16 protein-coding genes are annotated in these 19471 nt (G+C 39.7%); 3 read left to right on the forward strand and 13 right to left on the reverse strand.

Going from position 1 to position 19471, the window contains the following annotated elements; all coding sequences use genetic code 11:
- Positions 1-116: 116 nt before the first annotated feature.
- The 3 genes from ACLBWE_RS03095 (at position 117) to bfr (ending at position 1624) form a co-directional block, all read left to right on the forward strand.
- A complete protein-coding gene (locus ACLBWE_RS03095) occupies positions 117-500 on the forward strand; it encodes a RidA family protein (protein WP_002116996.1) in 384 nt (127 codons plus the stop codon).
- A 219-nt stretch (positions 501-719) separates the two neighbouring features.
- The gene (locus ACLBWE_RS03100) at positions 720-914 is read left to right on the forward strand and encodes a bacterioferritin-associated ferredoxin (RefSeq protein WP_004639703.1); all 195 of its coding nucleotides are present in this window, start codon (positions 720-722) and stop codon (positions 912-914) included.
- A 245-nt stretch (positions 915-1159) separates the two neighbouring features.
- Positions 1160-1624, forward strand: coding sequence for a heteropolymeric bacterioferritin subunit Bfr (gene bfr, locus ACLBWE_RS03105; RefSeq protein WP_003653790.1), 465 nt, complete (start codon positions 1160-1162; stop codon positions 1622-1624).
- A gap of 43 nt (positions 1625-1667) precedes the next feature.
- Here the strand turns inward: bfr and ACLBWE_RS03110 are convergent, their stop codons facing one another.
- The 13 genes from ACLBWE_RS03110 to ACLBWE_RS03170 form a co-directional block, all read right to left on the reverse strand.
- Positions 1668-3296 (reverse strand): pilin glycosylation ligase domain-containing protein, encoded by a 1629-nt coding sequence (locus ACLBWE_RS03110; RefSeq protein WP_447601119.1) that lies wholly within the window; start codon positions 3294-3296, stop codon positions 1668-1670.
- Between the two features lie 173 nt (positions 3297-3469).
- Positions 3470-3913 carry a pilin gene (locus tag ACLBWE_RS03115; RefSeq protein ID WP_447601121.1) on the reverse strand — a complete coding sequence of 148 codons (444 nt, stop codon included), beginning with the start codon at positions 3911-3913 and terminating at the stop codon, positions 3470-3472.
- A gap of 351 nt (positions 3914-4264) precedes the next feature.
- Positions 4265-4825, reverse strand: a complete 561-nt coding sequence (locus tag ACLBWE_RS03120) for a TPM domain-containing protein (RefSeq protein WP_447601123.1) — start codon at positions 4823-4825, stop codon at positions 4265-4267.
- A complete protein-coding gene (locus ACLBWE_RS03125) occupies positions 4819-5898 on the reverse strand; it encodes a TPM domain-containing protein (protein WP_447601125.1) in 1080 nt (359 codons plus the stop codon). Before ACLBWE_RS03125 ends, ACLBWE_RS03120 begins: the two co-directional genes overlap by 7 nt.
- A gap of 24 nt (positions 5899-5922) precedes the next feature.
- Entirely contained in the window at positions 5923-6513 is a 591-nt protein-coding gene (locus tag ACLBWE_RS03130; protein WP_003653797.1) for a LemA family protein, read from the reverse strand.
- Positions 6514-6641: 128 nt separating this feature from the next.
- Positions 6642-7529 (reverse strand): metal-dependent hydrolase, encoded by an 888-nt coding sequence (locus ACLBWE_RS03135; RefSeq protein ID WP_056482453.1) that lies wholly within the window; start codon positions 7527-7529, stop codon positions 6642-6644.
- A gap of 172 nt (positions 7530-7701) precedes the next feature.
- Positions 7702-9123 carry an FAD-dependent oxidoreductase gene (locus ACLBWE_RS03140; protein ID WP_447601128.1) on the reverse strand — a complete coding sequence of 474 codons (1422 nt, stop codon included), beginning with the start codon at positions 9121-9123 and terminating at the stop codon, positions 7702-7704.
- 69 nt (positions 9124-9192) lie between these two features.
- The gene (gene gltB, locus ACLBWE_RS03145) at positions 9193-13668 is read right to left on the reverse strand and encodes a glutamate synthase large subunit (protein ID WP_171058514.1); all 4476 of its coding nucleotides are present in this window, start codon (positions 13666-13668) and stop codon (positions 9193-9195) included.
- Positions 13669-14129: 461 nt separating this feature from the next.
- Positions 14130-15011, reverse strand: coding sequence for a hypothetical protein (locus ACLBWE_RS03150; RefSeq protein ID WP_447601130.1), 882 nt, complete (start codon positions 15009-15011; stop codon positions 14130-14132).
- 16 nt (positions 15012-15027) lie between these two features.
- A complete protein-coding gene (gene aroB, locus ACLBWE_RS03155) occupies positions 15028-16110 on the reverse strand; it encodes a 3-dehydroquinate synthase (RefSeq protein WP_003653806.1) in 1083 nt (360 codons plus the stop codon).
- 28 nt (positions 16111-16138) lie between these two features.
- A complete protein-coding gene (gene aroK, locus ACLBWE_RS03160; RefSeq protein ID WP_003653807.1) occupies positions 16139-16708 on the reverse strand; it encodes a shikimate kinase AroK in 570 nt (189 codons plus the stop codon).
- Between the two features lie 11 nt (positions 16709-16719).
- A complete protein-coding gene (gene pilQ / locus ACLBWE_RS03165) occupies positions 16720-18873 on the reverse strand; it encodes a type IV pilus secretin PilQ (RefSeq protein ID WP_447601133.1) in 2154 nt (717 codons plus the stop codon).
- A 62-nt stretch (positions 18874-18935) separates the two neighbouring features.
- The gene (locus ACLBWE_RS03170; protein ID WP_003653811.1) at positions 18936-19463 is read right to left on the reverse strand and encodes a pilus assembly protein PilP; all 528 of its coding nucleotides are present in this window, start codon (positions 19461-19463) and stop codon (positions 18936-18938) included.
- Positions 19464-19471: the final 8 nt, after the last annotated feature.

Below are 19471 nucleotides of genomic sequence, written 5' to 3' on the forward strand. Positions count from 1 at the left end.
ATGTTTCTTTAACAAAATCAAACTTTCCAAATCCACTTAATCAATTAAATCGATGATACTTTTGTCCAAACCTATCATCGATTATGATGGAAAGAGATTTAATCAAGGAGAACCAAATGTCCCGCCAAGTGATTCATACTGAAAATGCCCCTGCTGCTATCGGCACATACTCTCAAGCTATTTTAGTAGACAATACGCTATATCTATCAGGGCAGATTGGTTTAGACCCATACAGTATGGAACTTGTAGAAGGTATCGAAGCTCAAATTCGCCGTGTATTTGATAATTTAAAAGCGGTTTGTGAAGCTGCTGGTGGTTCACTTGCAGACATTGCCAAACTTAATATTTTCCTAACCGATTTATCAAATTTCCAACTTGTAAACCAAATTATGGGTGAATATTTTGCTCAACCGTACCCTGCCCGTGCAGCATTAGGTGTAGCTAGTCTACCTAAAGGTGCATTAGTAGAGATGGATGGTATTGTTATTATCAATCAATAAGATACAAAATATTAAACACTCGAAATTAAAAAATATTTAGCTCTAAATTAGGTACCACCCTTGCGTAAAATCTGAACACCACTCAGATTTCCGCTCAGGTGGTATTTTTTTATCCAAAATCCCAATAATAATAAATGAGATTTTAAATGAATTTCATTGACAAACGATAATAATTATCAATAATATCAATTATCGCATTTATATTTGGGGATCACTCCCATGTACGTTTGCTTGTGTCGTGGCATTACCGATCAAGATATTAAAGACGCTGTTGAAAATGGCGCTGAAAGCTATCGCGAAATTCGTGACTTGCTTGATCTCGGTACTTGCTGTGGACGCTGTGCACCAGAAGCACGTGCTATTATTAGTGAAGAATTATCAGAAATCGCTGCTCGTATTTCCGTAGCTGCGTAAAAGAATTATAAACATTTAACCGTATTTATTAGCTCCTCCACCGCTTTTTGCGGAACATTAATAGTTCCTCATTCAAGCGGTTTTTTTTGGCAGGAAACTCTCCTTTACTAATATTGTGTTGTTTTTGATTGCGATTTTCATTTGCTGTTCCATAAACTACTCGCCATATCCCTGATTGTTCACTAAAATGGCTTTATAGATTGCCTTAATTGGATTAAGGCAGAAATTGTTTTGGAGTAGCTACAATGAAAGGCAATCGTGATGTCATTAATCAGCTTAACCAAGTGCTGTATCATCATTTAACTGCAATTAATCAATACTTTTTACATTCACGCATGTTTAATGATTGGGGAATTGAACAGCTAGGTTCTGCCGAATATAAAGAATCAATTCGTCAAATGAAGCATGCAGACAAAATTATTGAACGTATTTTGTTTTTAGAAGGCCTACCTAATCTTCAGCATTTAGGCAAACTTTACATTGGTCAACACACAGAAGAAGTTCTACACTGTGACATTCGTAAAGTGAAAGAAAATATAGAGGCAATTCAAAAAACAGTTGCACTCGCTGAAACAGAACAAGACTATGTAACTCGTGATCTCGTTCAAGAAATTTTAGAAAAAGAAGAAGAATATTGGGACTGGTTAGATACTCAGATTGACCTTATCGGCAACGTTGGCATTGAAAATTACATCCAGAGTCAGATGTAATTTCTCATAAAAAAATCCCCTTGAGTACAAGGGGATTTTTTTATTACTTTTCTTTTAATAAATCTGGTAGCGTTATTTTTTGCTTATAGAGATGTTTTAAAATTAATATTTGGTGCTGCGCCTGCTCTATTTTTCCATTATAAGCCAGCAATTTTGCATATTTACGTAAATTATAGGGAGTCGCTTTATTCTTTACTGAATTTCCCCACTCAACTAAATCAGCTTCAGATAATTTAGTTTCTGGATTAAGTTCAATCCATTTTAAACGCTCTTCAAACTGCGTTAAAACAAAAATTTTACTGCTTCCCATGAACTCTGCATTTGGCTTTTTATTCTTATAAAGTAAATTACTATTCAGAACATAGACATTATAATCACGTAAAATCGCAATAATAAGCAGTAAACTAACTATCCATATTAAGCGAAAAAGTTTCTTATTAAGTACAACTCCTTTGAGTACTGGAGTCTGCGCCTGAACAATACCAAGTAAAAAACCACAGGTAAGCAAGAAATAAGCATAGCGCTGTGGGAACTCGAACATGGCATGAATAAACACCGCACACACCATCATAATCGCTATAATTGAGATGGTTTCTTTAGCCTGTTGATTTAACCAAAGGAACCAACATGCAAAGTAAGCAATGATTACAGTCGCTAATGGAATACCATTCCAGATAATTAAATCAAGCAGTACATTATGGGCGCTATTAAACCATACATGTACAGTTCCATATTGAATACTATCGACTACAGCAACACTAGTTTGGCTCCACCCATACCCAGCCCATGGTTGCTGAGCTATAGCATGCAATATTTGTATCCACATACCTACACGCTCATGCCCCGAACCTGCCCGAGCAACAAACGTACTCGTTTCAGTAATCTCTGTATTTGTAGAGAATTCGATGAATTGAGTGATATAAGGTAAGATTAAGCCAGCAATTAAAAAAAATGTTAAGCACCACAAAAAGCCTTGAGCAAGTCCAAATCTTTTTTGCTTTTTAAACTGCTTAATCATCCAATAGATGAGTAAAAATGGAAAAACTATCCATGAAGTTCGTGACTGACTCAATGCAACCGTAAATAAAATAATGAGCGCTGAAGGTAATAACAACCAGATAGTTACTTTGTTCTTTTCATATAAATACAAACACCCTAATAATCCAATAATTAAAAAGGTCGCCATATTATTGGGTTGACCAAAATTACCGTAAGGACGATTACCCAGCAACTTAAGCACATACGGAATATGAGACTCGATATTCAACCATTGGCAAATTGCAATGAAGCTAGTGGCAAGGGATACAATAATTACGAGTAAGCTAAAACCCGAAAAGATTTGATCTCGCTTTTGTTGATCTAAAGACAGGTTGTAACCAGCTAAGACCATAAACCAAAAACCTAGCAAGTAAAATGAACTCAATAAAGCTGTGCTCAAATCAAAAACTAAACCAAACCCCCACTGCACTATTGGAATTAAAGTAAATGGCAGCAATAATAGTTGTGCTCTAGGAATTTTAATATTTTGCTGAATTAGGGCGGCTAATACACATAATCCAGCCCCAAAAGTACTCACTTCACTCGAGAACATGACCCAAGGGCTATAGTGAAATGGAGACAACCATGCAAAACCCAACAGGATTGCAGCGAGGAATAGGAAGAATACTTGCATAGTGGCGAGTGAAAAGACTTAGAACTTGCAGGGAATTATACAGATAACTTAGTCAACTGAATCTACAGTTCCAATTAATTATTGTTGATCACAATTGCTTTATACATAAAAAACGCATCCCTAAAGATGCGTTTTTTAAAATAACTATCAGTTATTTTAAAATATTTAGATTGTTATTTAAAAGACTGCGGTAAATAATCAGCTAGAGTAGTATCAGTTACTGTAACAGTTGATGGCTTAATTACACCATTTTCAGTTACAGACATACCAATTACTTTGCTTGTTAATTTATCTGATACATTAGTAGCCTTAAATGTATAACTAACACCACAACCACTGCCACCCACAGTTGCATCTGCTGTAATAGTTGCAGTTCCATACTTTCCAGCGATTGAATCAGCAGCGGCGGCGGCGGCGGCGCCAGCAGCAAAACAAGTGCCTGATTGTAAATTTGTTGCTATACTAGTTTTCAAGCCATCGGCCAGTGTAAATGCTTCAGATGCTTGAGACTTAGCTATATAACTTTGATAAGCAGGAATCGCAATTGCCGCCAAAATACCGATAATCGCAACCACGATCATAAGTTCAATTAATGTAAAACCTTTTTGTGCATTCATAGCCTTTTTCCCCAAAGATTGTATGTATGTTTTTATATAAGCTTTTTCAGCTATCAGTTATATTGCAGCAACCATGCCAACTTTTATTTTATTTATAAAACAAAAACTTATATTAATTTTTCAATTTACTACATATAAAATCACTGTAAGTAACTGACAAAAATTGTCATCTATCTTTTTACTACAACACATCACACATCAAAAAAAGTAAACCAAACTTATCAAATTTTATATTTGTTTTTGTGAACAAATTCTCTTTAAAAATAAATAAATAGGTGACATTTTTTGTCAGTCACCTTTTAAAAATAAAAAATTAGAAAAATATGAGATATAAGAATTTTAGAAAATAATTTAATTAATGATAATCGGGGCATTTCCCAATTCATTGGATTGATCTTGCATGTTTTCATCATAAAAACGTGACATTACCTCTCCAATTTGATGAACACCAATCACTACAGCTTGCTGATATTGTTTTTGTTTAAGTTGTTGCACGATAGAATCACAAATCTGATGCCAGACTTGATCATTGGTCGCATTTCTAATACCGCGGTCAAATATAATTTCTACTTTACGTTCACATAAATTTAGGTATAACAATACGCCACTGTTTAATGCGGTATCCCAGACCCCTAATTCTGCAAATAACTGCTGTGCCCTTAAACGTGTATTTTGTCTATAGGCCTGTGAACATGGAATATGGCCTTCAATTACAACCTGTATTTCGCCAATATGTCCATGTTCTGCTTGTTGTACCGCATCAGCAATCGTCTGCTTATCTTGTTTTGAAAAATAACGGCTACTGGCAGGAAAATAGCATAGATGTTTAAACCAACGTTTTAGGCTTGGCTCTACAGATTCCTCAATTTTTGGCTGAGTAATAATTTGTGTTGTTTCTGATGTTGTTACCATGAGCCTGATGCACCTCCACCGCCAAAACGACCTCCACCACCTCCATAGCCTCCGCCTCCACCGCCGAAGCCACCACCACGCCCTCCTCCGCCTGCACCACTCAGAATAACCTGTAAAATAAGCTGGGCAATTGAGGTAATGAGTAAAAAGAAGATTCCAAAACCAAGTAGTAAGCTAGTTACTAGTCCGGCCCCATTTACAAAGCCTGCCACTGCCGCAGCAACACCCGCAGTAGATGCACTAAGAGGTCGTCCTACAATAAATGACCCTACAATTCCGGCAACAAGAATAAATAAAGCCATTGTGAGCGTTGTTTGTTTGGCTTGTTGCTCTTCTGCGGCTTGGTGTTGTCGTTCTTTTAAATCTTGAGCAGCTTGCTGAGCAACTTCTGGATCAAGATTAAGAATTCTTCCGATTTCATCAACGCCTGCATTTAAACCTTGCGCATATTGGGCTTGTTTAAAATAGGGTGTGATTTGGTTTCTAATAATTCGGCTTGAGACAATATCTGGTAATACACCCTCTAAGCCATATCCAGTTAAAATTTGTATACGGCGGTCATTTACTGCAACCGCAATGAGCAATCCATTATCGCGCTTCGCTGAACCAAGTTGCCATTTTTCACCTACACGTAATGCATAATCAAAGATATCTTCTTGGCCAGTAGTTGGAACAATAACAATACCGATTTGTGCTTTGCCTTGTTGATATAAACTTAGAATTTTTTGGTCGAGCTGCTGCTTCTCTGCCTCGCTTAATATATTTGCTTGATCAATAACAGGCTGATTTAAGGTTGGCAAACCACGAATCGATTCACCATCTGTCATATCGTTGGCGACTTGAGCTTGGGGAGCTACGCCAGAAGCAGACTGATCACTTTTAGAAGTGGAAGCTTGAGCCTGCTGCTTCTGAATAATTTTGCCCGCTACAATGGTGTCAGTTTCATCAGTAGCAGTTGCAATATTAGTCTCACTCCATGCTGCATTCTGAAAAAGAACACCGCAACAGAGCAAAATTAAGGTAATAACAAATACCTTAATTTGCTTAAGCTGAAGCAATATATTATTTCTCATGCAGCACTCCTTTGATTCTTAAAATTAATCAAAAGAAACTTTTGGTGCCTGCTGTGCAGATGCTTCGGCAGAGAAATTGGCTTTTGGATGCATACCAATTACTTTTGCAGTCACTGCTTGCGGGAACTGGCGTACATATCCGTTGTAGTCTTGCACTGTTGTAATATAACGATTACGAGCTACAGCAATACGGTTTTCTGTTCCTTCAAGTTGAACTTGAAGTTCTTGGAATTGGGTATTGGCTTTTAAATCTGGATAATTTTCAGAAACAGCAATCAGACGAGATAAAGCCCCCGTTAATTGACTTTGAGCCTGTTGGTATTTTTCAAGTAAAGCCGGGTCTTCTAGAACTTCTTTATCAACCTTCAAACCAGCAACATTCGAACGTGCCTGTGTAACCTCGGTTAATACTTGTTCTTCATGCTTAGCATAGCCTTTTACAACATTCACAAGGTTTGGTACTAAATCTGATCGACGTTGATATTGGTTTTGAACTTCAGACCAAGCTGCCGTTACTGCTTCATCTTTGACTTGTAAAGTGTTATAGCCACACCCTGAAAACAATAAGGTACTGGCAAGTGTCGTCGCGATCGCGAGTTGTTTCAATGTTTTCATCGTCACATTATCCTCAAGTTTTTCTTTATATTTTTAACATCTTTCCTCGATTGTATGATGATTTTGGCATTATTGTGTTGCTTTTATTTTATTGATTTAAAAACCGGATTTTTCAATCCGGTTATTTATTAACTTAATAATTGGTCTTTTTCTTGTTGAAAACTTGCCATTCGATATTCATCTGCCAAAGAACTTTTCCAGTAATCGACCATACGGCCATAATCCTTTTGACTTGGATGGAAATCTTTTTTGTAATATGCGAAATATTCCGGCATGAGCTGAACAAGCATTTTAACCAGCAAATATAAACCAAATAAATTACCTCCAATTTTAGGTAAGCTATTCCATTTATCTTGCCAAAATAAGCGGGTTGTTCCATAAAAAGCAATACTGGCAAATCCTGTAGTAACACTACGCATGAGTAAGCGACGAATACGATCATCCCCATACACATGCTGATAGACATCGAACGCCACTGAACGGTGCTCAATTTCTTCAATCGCATGCCATACCCAAAGTTTTAGTGCATCTTGATCTAACGTTTTTAATAACTCTGGGTGCTGTAAAACATATCCTCCAAGTAGAGCAGTAAAATGTTCAAAAGCACAGGTAAGGGCCAATTGCAGTTTAGGAGGAATCGTTCTTAAATATTTATCACGCTGATTTAGCCAGTTTTGAAAGCTGTCCAGATTATAATCATCACGCCGCCAAGCTTCATTAAACTCATCGTGAGCTTTAGAATGCATTGCCTCTTGTCCAATAAAAGCGGCAATTTGAGCCTGTAATTGTGGATCGGAAACCTTATCACGTACATTGCGCACGCTATTTACGAAAAACTGCTCTCCTACAGGAAACGTTGAAGATAGTGCAGTTAAAAAGTGAGACATAAGAGGAGAATTGGCAAAATAGTGCCGCTTGATCGCCTTAGGATTAAATTCAAGGCGACGCACAGTAATACCCAACGCTTTTCGACGATTTAAATATGATTTTTCTGCCGTCATACCTGCGATGCTCATATTCAACACCTATTGTATTGAAGAAGGAAGCTTTGAGTATGTCGTGATGGTTAAAGGCTAAAAAGGGCAAAAAAGCTTATTATATTTGCCAAAAACGTCAAAGTGACTAGCGGTAAAAATAAAGCCTGCATCAAGCAGGCTTTATTAAAAACTTTAAAAATAATTTTTTAGATTAAACACCGAGGTAATCTAAGATTCCTTCAGCAGCTTGGCGGCCTTCCCAAATTGCAGTCACGACAAGGTCTGAACCACGGACCATATCGCCACCAGCAAAGATTTTCGGGTTCGATGTCTGGAATTTGAACTCTTGCTTTTCAGCTGCCACAACACGGCCTGAACCATCAAGATTAATATTCGCGTTACCAAACCAGTCAGCTGGGCTTGGGCGGAAACCGAATGCAAGTAAAACCGCATCAGCTGGTAATACTTCTTCAGAACCTGGAACTGGTTCAGGGCTACGACGGCCACGACTATCTGGTTCACCCATTTGAGTCGTCACCACTTTAACGCCTGTCACTTTGCCATTTTCGCCTACGATTTCGATCGGTTGACGATTGAACAAGAATTTCACACCTTCTTCATAGGCATTTTTTACTTCACGCGCAGATCCTGGCATGTTGCTTTCATCACGACGGTATGCACACGTGACATCATGAGCACCTTGACGTAATGAAGTACGGTTACAGTCCATCGCAGTGTCGCCACCACCAAGTACAATCACTTTTTTACCATCTAAGCTAATGTACTCGCTTGGGTCTTTTTCCCAACCTTGGCAACGATTTACGTTAGAGATCAAGAAATCAAGTGCATCATAAACACCTGCAAGATCTTCACCTGGGAAGCCACCCTTCATGTAGGTATAAGTTCCCATACCCATGAATACAGCATCATATTCTGTAAGTAATTCATCAATGGTGACATCTGTACCAATTTCAGTATTTAAGCGGAATTCGATGCCCATACCTGTGAAAATTTCACGACGGCGCTTCATTACATCTTTTTCCATTTTAAATTCTGGAATACCGAATGTAAGTAAGCCACCAATTTCAGGACGCTTATCGAATACAACTGGCTTAACACCACCACGAGCTAAAATATCCGCGCAACCTAGGCCTGCCGGACCGGCACCAATGATTGCAACTTTTTTGTCAGTCCATTTCACGCCTGACATATCTGGACGCCAACCTAAAGCGAAGGCTGTGTCGTTAATATATTTTTCAGCATTACCAATAGTCACTGCACCAAAACCATCATTTAAGGTACAAGCACCTTCACATAAGCGGTCTTGTGGACATACACGACCACATACCTCAGGTAATGTGTTGGTTTGATGGCAAAGCTCAGCAGCTTGGAAAATTTGGCCTTCAGCGATTAATTTTAACCAGTTTGGAATATAGTTATGTACAGGACATTTCCATTCGCAATATGGGTTACCACAACCTAAACAACGGTGAGTCTGATTAGCGACAGTTTCCGATGTAAAAGGTTTATAAATTTCCACAAATTCTGCTTTGCGGACAGTAATATCTTTTTTCTCTGGATCTTGGCGTGCTACATCCAGAAATTGAAAGTCATTATTTAGGCGTTCTGCCATGTCTCTCTCCGTGGGTAGGCGCGGATTTCACTGTTGCCCGCACCTGCCTATGTCGTTGCAGTCGTGGAATTATTGTGGATCAGCTTGTGTTGTTTTCAAAAGCGTTTGCAAATTAGCAGCCTTTGGTTTCACAAGCCAGAATTTACGGCTGTAGAAATCGAACTCATTGCGGATTTTATAAGCCCAAGCACTACCTGTTTCTTTGATATGCTCATCGATAATACGCAACAAGAACTCTTTATGATCTTCCATAGATTCTGTTGAAATACGATTTAAATCAATCAATTCGTGGTTGTAGTAATCTACAAAGTCATTATCAAGGTCAAGTACATAAGCAAAACCACCAGTCATGCCCGCACCAAAGTTATGACCTACTTTACCAAGTACAGTCACCACACCACCTGTCATATATTCACAGCAGTGATCACCAGCGCCTTCAATTACTGCAAATGCACCAGAGTTACGAACTGCAAAACGCTCACCCGCTGTACCCGCTGCAAAAAGCTTACCGCCAGTTGCACCATACAAACAGGTATTACCAATAATTGCTGTGTTTTGTGTTTGGAAAGGCGAACCTTGTGGTGGGAAGATTGAGATACGACCACCTGCCATACCTTTACCCACATAGTCGTTTGCATCACCTTCAAGACGGATGTGCAAACCACCAGCGTTCCATACACCAAGCGACTGACCAGCAGTACCAGTTAAGTTCATGACTACAGGATGCACTTCCATGCCTAAGTTGCCGTAGCGACGAGCAATTTCACCTGACACACGAGCACCAATCGAACGGTCACAGTTCACAACTTTGAAGTTGAACTGACCGCCTGCACTTGATTCAATTGCAGGAAGCATTTCTTCAACCATTTTCTCAGCCAATACACCTTTATCAAATGGTGCATTACCTTGTACTTCACAGTACTGTGCTTTACCGTCGGCAGATGGATGAGACGTTAACAATGCACTTAAATCAAGGTGGGCATGTTTTTCAGTTTCACCCGGTAATACTTCAAGTAAATCAACACGACCAATTAAGTCTTTCAATGAAGAAACACCTAAAGCTGCCAACCATTCACGAGTCTCTTCCGCAATAAAGTGGAAGAAATTGATGAGCATTTCTGGCTCGCCAATATAGTGCTCTTGACGTAAGTGGTCTTGTTGAGTTGCAACACCGGTTGCACAGTTGTTCAAGTGGCAAATACGTAAATATTTACAACCTAAAGCAATCATTGGTGTTGAACCGAAACCAAAGCTCTCAGCGCCTAAAATGGCTGCCTTGATCACATCAAGACCAGTTTTTAAACCACCATCAGTTTGTACGCGTACTTTGCCACGTAAGTCATTCACGCGAAGTGCTTGATGCGCCTCACTGAGACCTAATTCCCATGGAGAACCCGCATGGTGAATTGATGAAAGTGGAGATGCTGCTGTACCACCGTCATAACCAGAAATGGTAATGAAGTCAGCATATGCCTTAGCAACACCTGCGGCAATTGTACCCACACCTGGTTCAGATACCAGCTTTACTGACACCATTGCTTTCGGGTTAACTTGTTTCAAGTCAAAAATTAACTGAGACAAATCTTCAATTGAGTAAATATCGTGATGTGGTGGAGGTGAAATCAGCGTTACACCCGGTACAGAGTAACGTAAACGTGCAATTAAGCCATTTACTTTACCGCCCGGTAACTGACCGCCTTCACCGGGTTTTGCACCTTGAGCAACTTTAATTTGCAATACTTCGGCAGAAGTTAGGTACGCAGGTGTTACACCAAAACGACCAGATGCAATCTGTTTGATTTTCGAGTTACGAATTGTGCCGTAGCGAACAGGATCTTCACCACCCTCACCAGAGTTTGAACGACCACCAATTGTATTCATCGCAATTGCAATTGCTTCATGTGCTTCTGGAGAAAGAGCACCTAAAGACATACCTGCCGAGTCAAAACGAGGCAAGATATCTGCAACTGACTCTACTTGGTCAACTGGAATCGAATTCGTTGTTTTTAACTTGAATAAGTCACGAATGGTTGCAACCGGACGGTTGTTAACTAACTCAGCATATACTTTAAAGTCTTCATACTTACCAGAGCGAACAGCCGTATGTAATGAGTTAATCACATCTGGATTGAACGCGTGGTACTCTTTATCAAACACGAATTTGAGCAAACCACCCTGATCAATCGGTTTGCGATTTGACCATGCTGTAGCTGCTAATTTTTTCTGGTCTTTTTCAAGGTCAGCAAATGTTGCGCCCTGAATACGACTTGGAACACCCAAGAAACACTGGTCTACAACTTCAGACGACAAACCAACTGCTTCAAAAAGCTGACCACCACGATACGATGCAACTGTAGAGATACCCATTTTTGAAAGAACTTTTAATAAGCCTTTCTCAATCCCTTTACGGAAGTTCGCTTGCGCATGGATTGGATCACCTAAAAGCTCACCTTTAGCAATCAAATCATTGATCACGTCATATGCTAGGTATGGGTAAACTGCGGTTGCACCGAAACCAAGTAATACCGCAAATTGGTGCGGATCACGTGCAAAACCAGTTTCAACCATGATGTTAGCATCAGTACGTAAACCAGTTTTAATGAGGTAATGGTGTACCGCACCTGTTGCAAGTGCTGCATTTGCAGGCAAGAAACCTTGGCGAATATTTTTATCAGTTAAAACAATTAAAGTTTTACCATCACGAACTGCTTGTGCCGCTTCTTCACAAATACGTGTAATCGCAGCTTGCAAACCTTCTTCTTCAGCATAGTTCAAATTGATGTCAACAGACTCATAGCCTGCACGATCAATACTACGGATTTGCTGCATTTTTGAGTTAGACAGAACAGGGCTCGAAATAATGATTCGATCTGCGTGCTCTGGACCTTGCTCAAATACATTTTGCTCACGACCTAGACACGTCTCAAGGGACATTACAATCGATTCACGTAATGGATCGATTGGAGGGTTAGTCACCTGTGCAAATTGTTGACGGAAATAATCAGTCACATGACGTACTTGACGAGACAATACAGCCATTGGCGTATCATCACCCATAGAACCTACTGCTTCCTGACCACTTTCAGCAATTGGACGCAATAACTGGTCACGCTCTTCAAATGTCACCATAAACATTTTTTGAGCTGCTTTTAAGGCATCGCCAGTTAAACCTTGATCAACTAATTGTTCTTCAAGTTCAGGATTAGCCTTTAAGCGAATTGCATGATCACGCAACCATTCACGGTACGGACGCATGTTTTTAAGATGAGTGTTTACATCTTTTGTATCAAGCACTTTGCCTGTTAAGGTATCAACTACCAAAATTTGGCCTGGTCCAACACGACCTTTAGAAACCACATCTTCAGGTTCATAACCCCAAACACCAATTTCTGATGCTAAGGTAATGTAATCATTTTTAGTAATTACCCAACGTGCAGGACGTAAACCATTACGGTCAAGCATACAGATTGCATGACGACCATCTTGAATTACCAAGCCCGCAGGACCATCCCAAGCTTCCATGTGCTTAGAGTTGAACTCATAGAATGCGCGTAAGTCCGCATCTAAAGTCTCTACGTTTTGCCAAGCTGGTGGTACGAGCATACGTAACGCACGGAATAAATCCATACCGCCGCCGACCAATATCTCAAGCATATTATCTAAGCTTGATGAGTCGGAACCAGTACGGTTCACCATCGGGTTAAGTTCCGTTAAGCCCGGCAACAATGGATTTTCAAATTTAGGAGTACGTGCTAATGACCAGTTACGGTTTGCTGTAATGGTGTTAATTTCACCATTATGAGCAAGATAACGGAAAGGCTGAGCCAACGGCCAACGTGGTAAAGTGTTGGTCGAGAAACGTTGATGGAACACGACGATGTGTGATTTTAAACGTTCGTCTGCCAAGTCTGTATAGAACTCAGCAATCGCAGCAGGCATCATCAAGCCTTTATACGTGATCACTGTAGAGCAAAGCGTAGTCACATAGAATAACGGATCTTTTTGTAATTGTTGTTCCGCACGGCGACGCGCCAAAAATAGCTTACGGTTGAACTCAACTTCGGTTACACCCATTGGACAGTTCACAATGACCTGTTCAAAAGCAGGTAAAGATTGAAGTGCAATTTCACCTAGTGCATCGTTATTTGTAGGCACAACACGCCAAGCCAGTACGCGTAAGCCTTCTGCTTCAATTTCTTTATTTAAAATATTTTTAGAATGTTGCGCTAATGCCGGATCAATATTTAGAAATACCGTACCCACAGCAAAAACTTCGCTCAGTGTAATATCACTCAGTTTTTTTGCTTCATCACGAAAAAATTGCTTTGGCATCGCCAATAATAAGCCGCACCCATCTCCCGTCTTGCCATCTGCGGCAATACCACCACGGTGCGTCATGCAACTTAAACTGTGAATCGCGGTTTCTACAAGATGATGACTTGATTCACCCTTCATATGGGCAATCAGTCCAAAACCACAGTTATCCTTAAACTCATCAGGCTGATATAAACCTTGAGCGGGAGCTACAGTATTAGGCGATGGCATGTGCATAGCGTACCCTTCTTTCAATAAGGCTCTTTCGAGCGTCAAACAAACAACTTATTTCTGCGATATTGCCTACGGACGATAGTTAGCTCAATGTTTCGCAAAAAAAAATTTTGGGCTGATAAGCCAATATACGCTGTTCCATAAATGCGTACACTGGTTTTTGCTAGAAAAATGTTTTGACTTATTTCGCACTCTTTTAAAGCAGTTTGACCCCACGACTCTGCATAGACTTCACTCTTTAGAGCGCCAAAATAGTTAGCAGTACATTAATAAGCACAAGAATAAAGCAAAAACTATGCCAATATGGTTATTACAACTTAAGTGTTTATATTTATTAAAAATAGATCAGTTTTATTCAGGCTATCATTTTAATAAATGACCAAATATGCACCACACTTGGTCAAAGAGTATATGTGTTTCTTATTATTGCACTATATTTGTGCAAATTATTCTTACCATTAGTTCCCTCTTGCGCCCTCATTTGTTGCATTTTTTGGAGGAGCTTCAGTTGCACGATTTTGTTGAGCCTTTTTAGCAGTATCAACAGCAGAATTAGACTGGTGTACATCTACAACATTCCCCTCGGCATCTCGACGAATAATGGTTGTCCGAGTTGTAGAGTTCGTTGCTGGAGCAGCCACTTTAGGTTGCGTATTTATAGCCCCATTTACACCTGTGCCCATCAGCAAAGACTCATCAATTTTAGGCAACGCAGCTGGGCGTAACCGCACTTCATAAGTTTGGCTAATCCCACCTTTCATTTCATCCGCACTCAAATCATTGACGAGTGGCACATAAGTCGAAAATTGTTGAGGTTGCGGCTTAATTGATTCAGGCAAATTAAGATTCAGTTGTGTTAACTGCTGAATTGCATCTTCAGAACGTTTAAATACGCCATATGTCAAAACATATTGTTCAGATTGCTTTTCTCCACTTAATCGGAAGTAGATAAATTTATTTCGGTCTGAACGATTCTTTAAAAAGTTTTTAATAATATCTTCATCAGATGCACGGAACAGCTCAAGCGTCCATTGTTTCTTGTTTTCGTTAATAAACTTTGTACCGCGGAACTCTGCCTCATGTTGACCAGATACAACAGTCCGAGTCGTTAAATCAAGAGGCCTAACTTCATCAGCTAAAGCCCCCAAGTTAGCCGTTGTTGCCACTTTTTCTGGCTGAATTTGCACTGGTGTGTCTGAATCGGCTGCTTTTTCAACTTCGACAAGCTTCTTACTATCAGTCATTACCCAGAAAATAAAAGCCAGAAACAAGCAGACGATACCACCCACCAACCAGATATATTGTTGAACATTCTGCCAAAGTGTACGTGATACAGTCATGTGTTACCTTAATTTATTATCCGTGTTGATTTGCCAAAATAGCTTGTTTCATGAGTTCAACATCAAAGTCTTTAGTAATTACCGCTTGTCCAAGTTGCTTTAACAACACTAAACGTAATTGACCATTGAGGACTTTTTTATCATGTGCCATATATCCAAGGAATTCATCCAATGGAATTTTTGGACATGATATCGGCAAATTAGCGCGTTGAATAATTTTTTTTGTACGCTCTACATCATCGCTCGAAATCCATCCTAAACGCTGTGATAAATCAGCTGCCATTACCATGCCGGTAGCAACTGCCTCACCATGTAACCAAGTACCATAACCAAGGTAAGATTCTATAGCATGACCAAACGTATGACCTAGGTTGAGTAAAGCTCTCTCGCCTTGCTCTTTTTCATCATTTGCAACAATACGGGCTTTATGGGCACATGAACGATAAACAGCTTCTGCTAAAAGATTGGCATCTCGACCAACCAAGCCATCCATATTTTGTTCTAACCAAACTAGAAAATCGGCATCACCTAACAAGGCATACTTAATGACTTCTGACAATCCAGCAGACAACTCTCGATCTGGTAAAGTGTTGAGTTGAGCCATATCAGCTAAAACAACTTGAGGCTGCTGAAATGCACCAAGCATGTTCTTACCCAGTGGATGATTAATGCCAGTTTTACCACCTACACTTGAATCTACCTGTGAAAGAAGTGTGGTCGGAACCTGAACAAAATATACACCACGCTGGAAACATGCTGAGGCGAAGCCAGCCATATCACCAATAACACCACCACCTAAAGCTAAAACTGTACAGTCTCGGTTAAACCCAGCTTCGAGTAATGCATCAAAAATTAAATTTAAATGTTGAATATCTTTATATTTTTCACCATCAGGCAAAATACAAGTAGCTATAGTTTTACCCAAACTTTTTAACGCTTCTTGATAATGAGACAAATATAAAGGAGCGACCGTTTCGTTACTCACGATCATGACCTGTTGACCATGAATATAAGGCTCAAGCAACTGTTTAGGATCAAGTTGACTGCCAATAAAAATAGGGTAACGGCGTTCGCCTAATTCAACATGTAAAGTTTGCATGAGTTTATAAAACCACGAGTAAGTTTGGCTATATTAGCGTGTTAGACAAAATAAGTTGCAAAATCTTTTGAGCAAGATCACGAGCAGCACCCTGATTGGTTTCAATCGTATAATGAGCAACTTCACGATATAAAGGATCACGTGTTTTTAACAAATCACGCAATTTTTGTTCAGGGTTTTCGACTTGTAATAGAGGTCTGTTTTTATCGCGATACGTTCGTTGTAATTGAAGTTCCACAGGAGTGTAAAGATAAACAACAATACCGCGCTGCTTTAGAAACTCACGATTTGGCGCTTGAGTGATGGCACCGCCCCCAGTTGCTAATACCAAGGCATTACGGGAAGTCAACTCATTCAAAACAATGGTTTCACGAGTACGAAATCCAATTTCCCCTTCTTTTTCGAAAATCCAAGGAATAGTAGCACCCGTTTTGCGCTCAATTTCATGATCACTATCTAAAAATTCACGCCCCAATAGTTCGGCTAAATGACGTCCAACGGTTGTTTTTCCTGCCCCCATGGGCCCTACCAAATAAATATTTGGCAGGGTTTCAAACGCTTTGCTTGGCAAGGCGCCACCTATTTCAATTGCTTTCATTGAAAAATATATTAATGATTTCTCACCAAAGTGTCATTAACAATTCGTGGCGTAACGAAAATCAGTAACTCTTGTTTATCATCAGATTTCACATCTTTTCTAAATAAACGGCCAACTACAGGGAGGTCTCCAAAGAAAGGAACTTTGGTTTGTGAATTAGAAGTTGCCTGCTCAAATACTCCACCCAAAATAACGGTTTCCCCATTATTCACCAATACATTGGTATTAATCTGATTTTTATTCAAAATTAACTCACCATTAGGCGCACTATCGGCAACCGAGTCTTTTGAAATATCCAATTTCATTTGAATTTTACCGTCAGGTGTAATACTTGGCGTAACATCCAAACTTAACAGCGCATCTTTAAAAGAAGTTGTGGCAGTTGAACCAGAAGCAGAATTAGTTGTAGTTTGATATGGAACTTGCTGACCTGTTGCCACCCTAGCTCGTTGTTTATCTGCAGTCATGACTTTTGGTGTTGAAATCACTTCACCATAACCATCTGCCTGCAATGCTGATAACTCTAAATCCAACATAAAATCAGACATACTGATTAAACTAAAAGCTATGCTACTGGCTCCGGCTGAGGTAACACCCAAATCAACGTTTAAATTATCTGGCCGTTCAATCGTGTATTTACCTTTGTCATCTGGTTCTCTTAAATTCCAAAGCGTCGTATCACTACCACCCACCAACAAACTGTTATTACTGTTCACACCTTGCGATAATATTCCCCACTTAACGCCAAGCTCCTTGGTAAATGAAGTAGATGCTCTTACAATTCGCGCCTCAACCATGACCTGTTTGACTTGCACATCTAACAAATCAATCATTTTACGAATTTGATCAATCGACTGTGCTGTATCATTAATAATTAAGGTATTGGTGCGATCATCTTGAGTAATTGTTCCACGTGGACTCAACAAACTCCCAACATTATTGCCTAAACTATCAACACCCGTATTTAAGTTAGTAGATGTTGATGTTCCTCCAGCAGAAGTCCGTTGTAAACCATTACTATTATTTGAGCCTTGAGTAATTAAACCCATAATATCCTGAGCTTGCGCATATTTAAGTTGAATATACTCAGTTTGTAAGGGTGCAAGTTTGACACTTTGAGCAACAGCCTTAGCTTCTTCCTCTTCAGCCTTAATCAACTCTGCAACAGGCGCAATCCAAATAACGTTACCATTTCTGCGTTTATCCAGATTTTTAGTTTTTAAAATAATATCAAGTGCCTGATCCCACGGAACATCTTTCAATCGCAAAGTAATATTGCCCTGCACACTATCGGCAGCCACCATATTAATGCCCGTAAAATCGGCAAGTAACTGTAGAACTCTACGAACTTCAATATCTTGGAAATCAAGAGAAAGCTTATTACCAGAGTAATTAGGCGTCTTATATAAAGAAGTTACGTTTTTGTCCTGAGGACGCTTTAAGCTAATGGTGAGTTTATTTTCCGCTTGATAGGCCATATATTCATAGCTACCAGTGGATTGAATCGTAATAACACCATTGCCTTTTTCATTATAAGATTCGATGGTAGAAACAGGGGTCGCAAAATCGTTCACATTTAAGCGTTTAGCTAAATGAGTTGGAATTTTAGAGCCTAGTGTTCTCACTACAACTTTGCTGCCTTGTTGTTGAACATCAACAGGGGTATTACTTCCCAATAAATCAATAACAATTAGCCCTTCACCTTGATCACCACGCTGAAAGCCAATATTTGAAACACCTTGGGGTTGCATCGTACTTGTTGGTAAAGGTTTAATAGCCGTTTGAGCTGAATTAATCTTTAAAATAAAAGTATTGCCTTCTATGCGCGTTGTAAACGCACCCGCCTCTTTTAAATTTACAGTTAAACGTGAGCGCTGATCGTCAGAACTTACATCGACCGAGCTCGCTTCATTTGTACCAATTGCCACTTTTGACTGTGTCAAAGTCTGCTGAGCTTTATTAAAATCCAAAATCAAACGCGAAGGATTTTCAAGTTGATATGCCTGTGGTTGCGGCGGTAAACCATTAAACATAACTCTAATTTCTGTACCCTGACCTGCAATTTGTGTCGGTACAATATTGGTCATGCTGACCTGTGCAGATGCAACCTGCATAACTGCAATGGCTACAGCCCCCATAGAAAACTGACGGAATACGTGATTCATTGTCTGACCATCCCCAATTAAATAATCTTTAAAAATACTTTTTCTTTGTTATTCCCTAAATTTTAGGGTGCGGGTCCAATTAACACTAAGGTTCTTGGTCTCTCCACATAGCCTTCGCGCCCATCGGGGACAATTTCTACCAGATCAATCTGGGTTGGACCAATATGGGTAATACGCCCTTGATTCATCCCGATATAGTTCCCCACCTGCACTCGCTCAATTTGCTGATCAGGTGATTGGATAAGAGCCAGTACTTGCCCACGGTTATTACGTATGCTTCCTTTCATGTTTAAGGATTCTAATGCATAACTTTCTAGAGGCTGAGGTGCACGTGAGAAATTCGGATATACCCGTTTTCCTGCCATAATTTTGAGCTCAGCAGCAAGTGAGCTTGGTAAAAATGGACTCTTTAGCTGATGAGCCGCATAATTAAATTGTGGTACAGGTGTGAAAACAGGTGCTGGATCTATCGGCTGTGGTGGCTGGTTACGTATATCTGCCATTTGCTGATTTACAGCGTCGATTCTCGAGTCACATCCGACTAAAACTAAACATGCCAAAATAGAAAAAGAAATTTGCTTAAGTTTCATTGTAATGC

It is taken from the genome of Acinetobacter sp. M5A5_2a, from assembly GCF_053345265.1.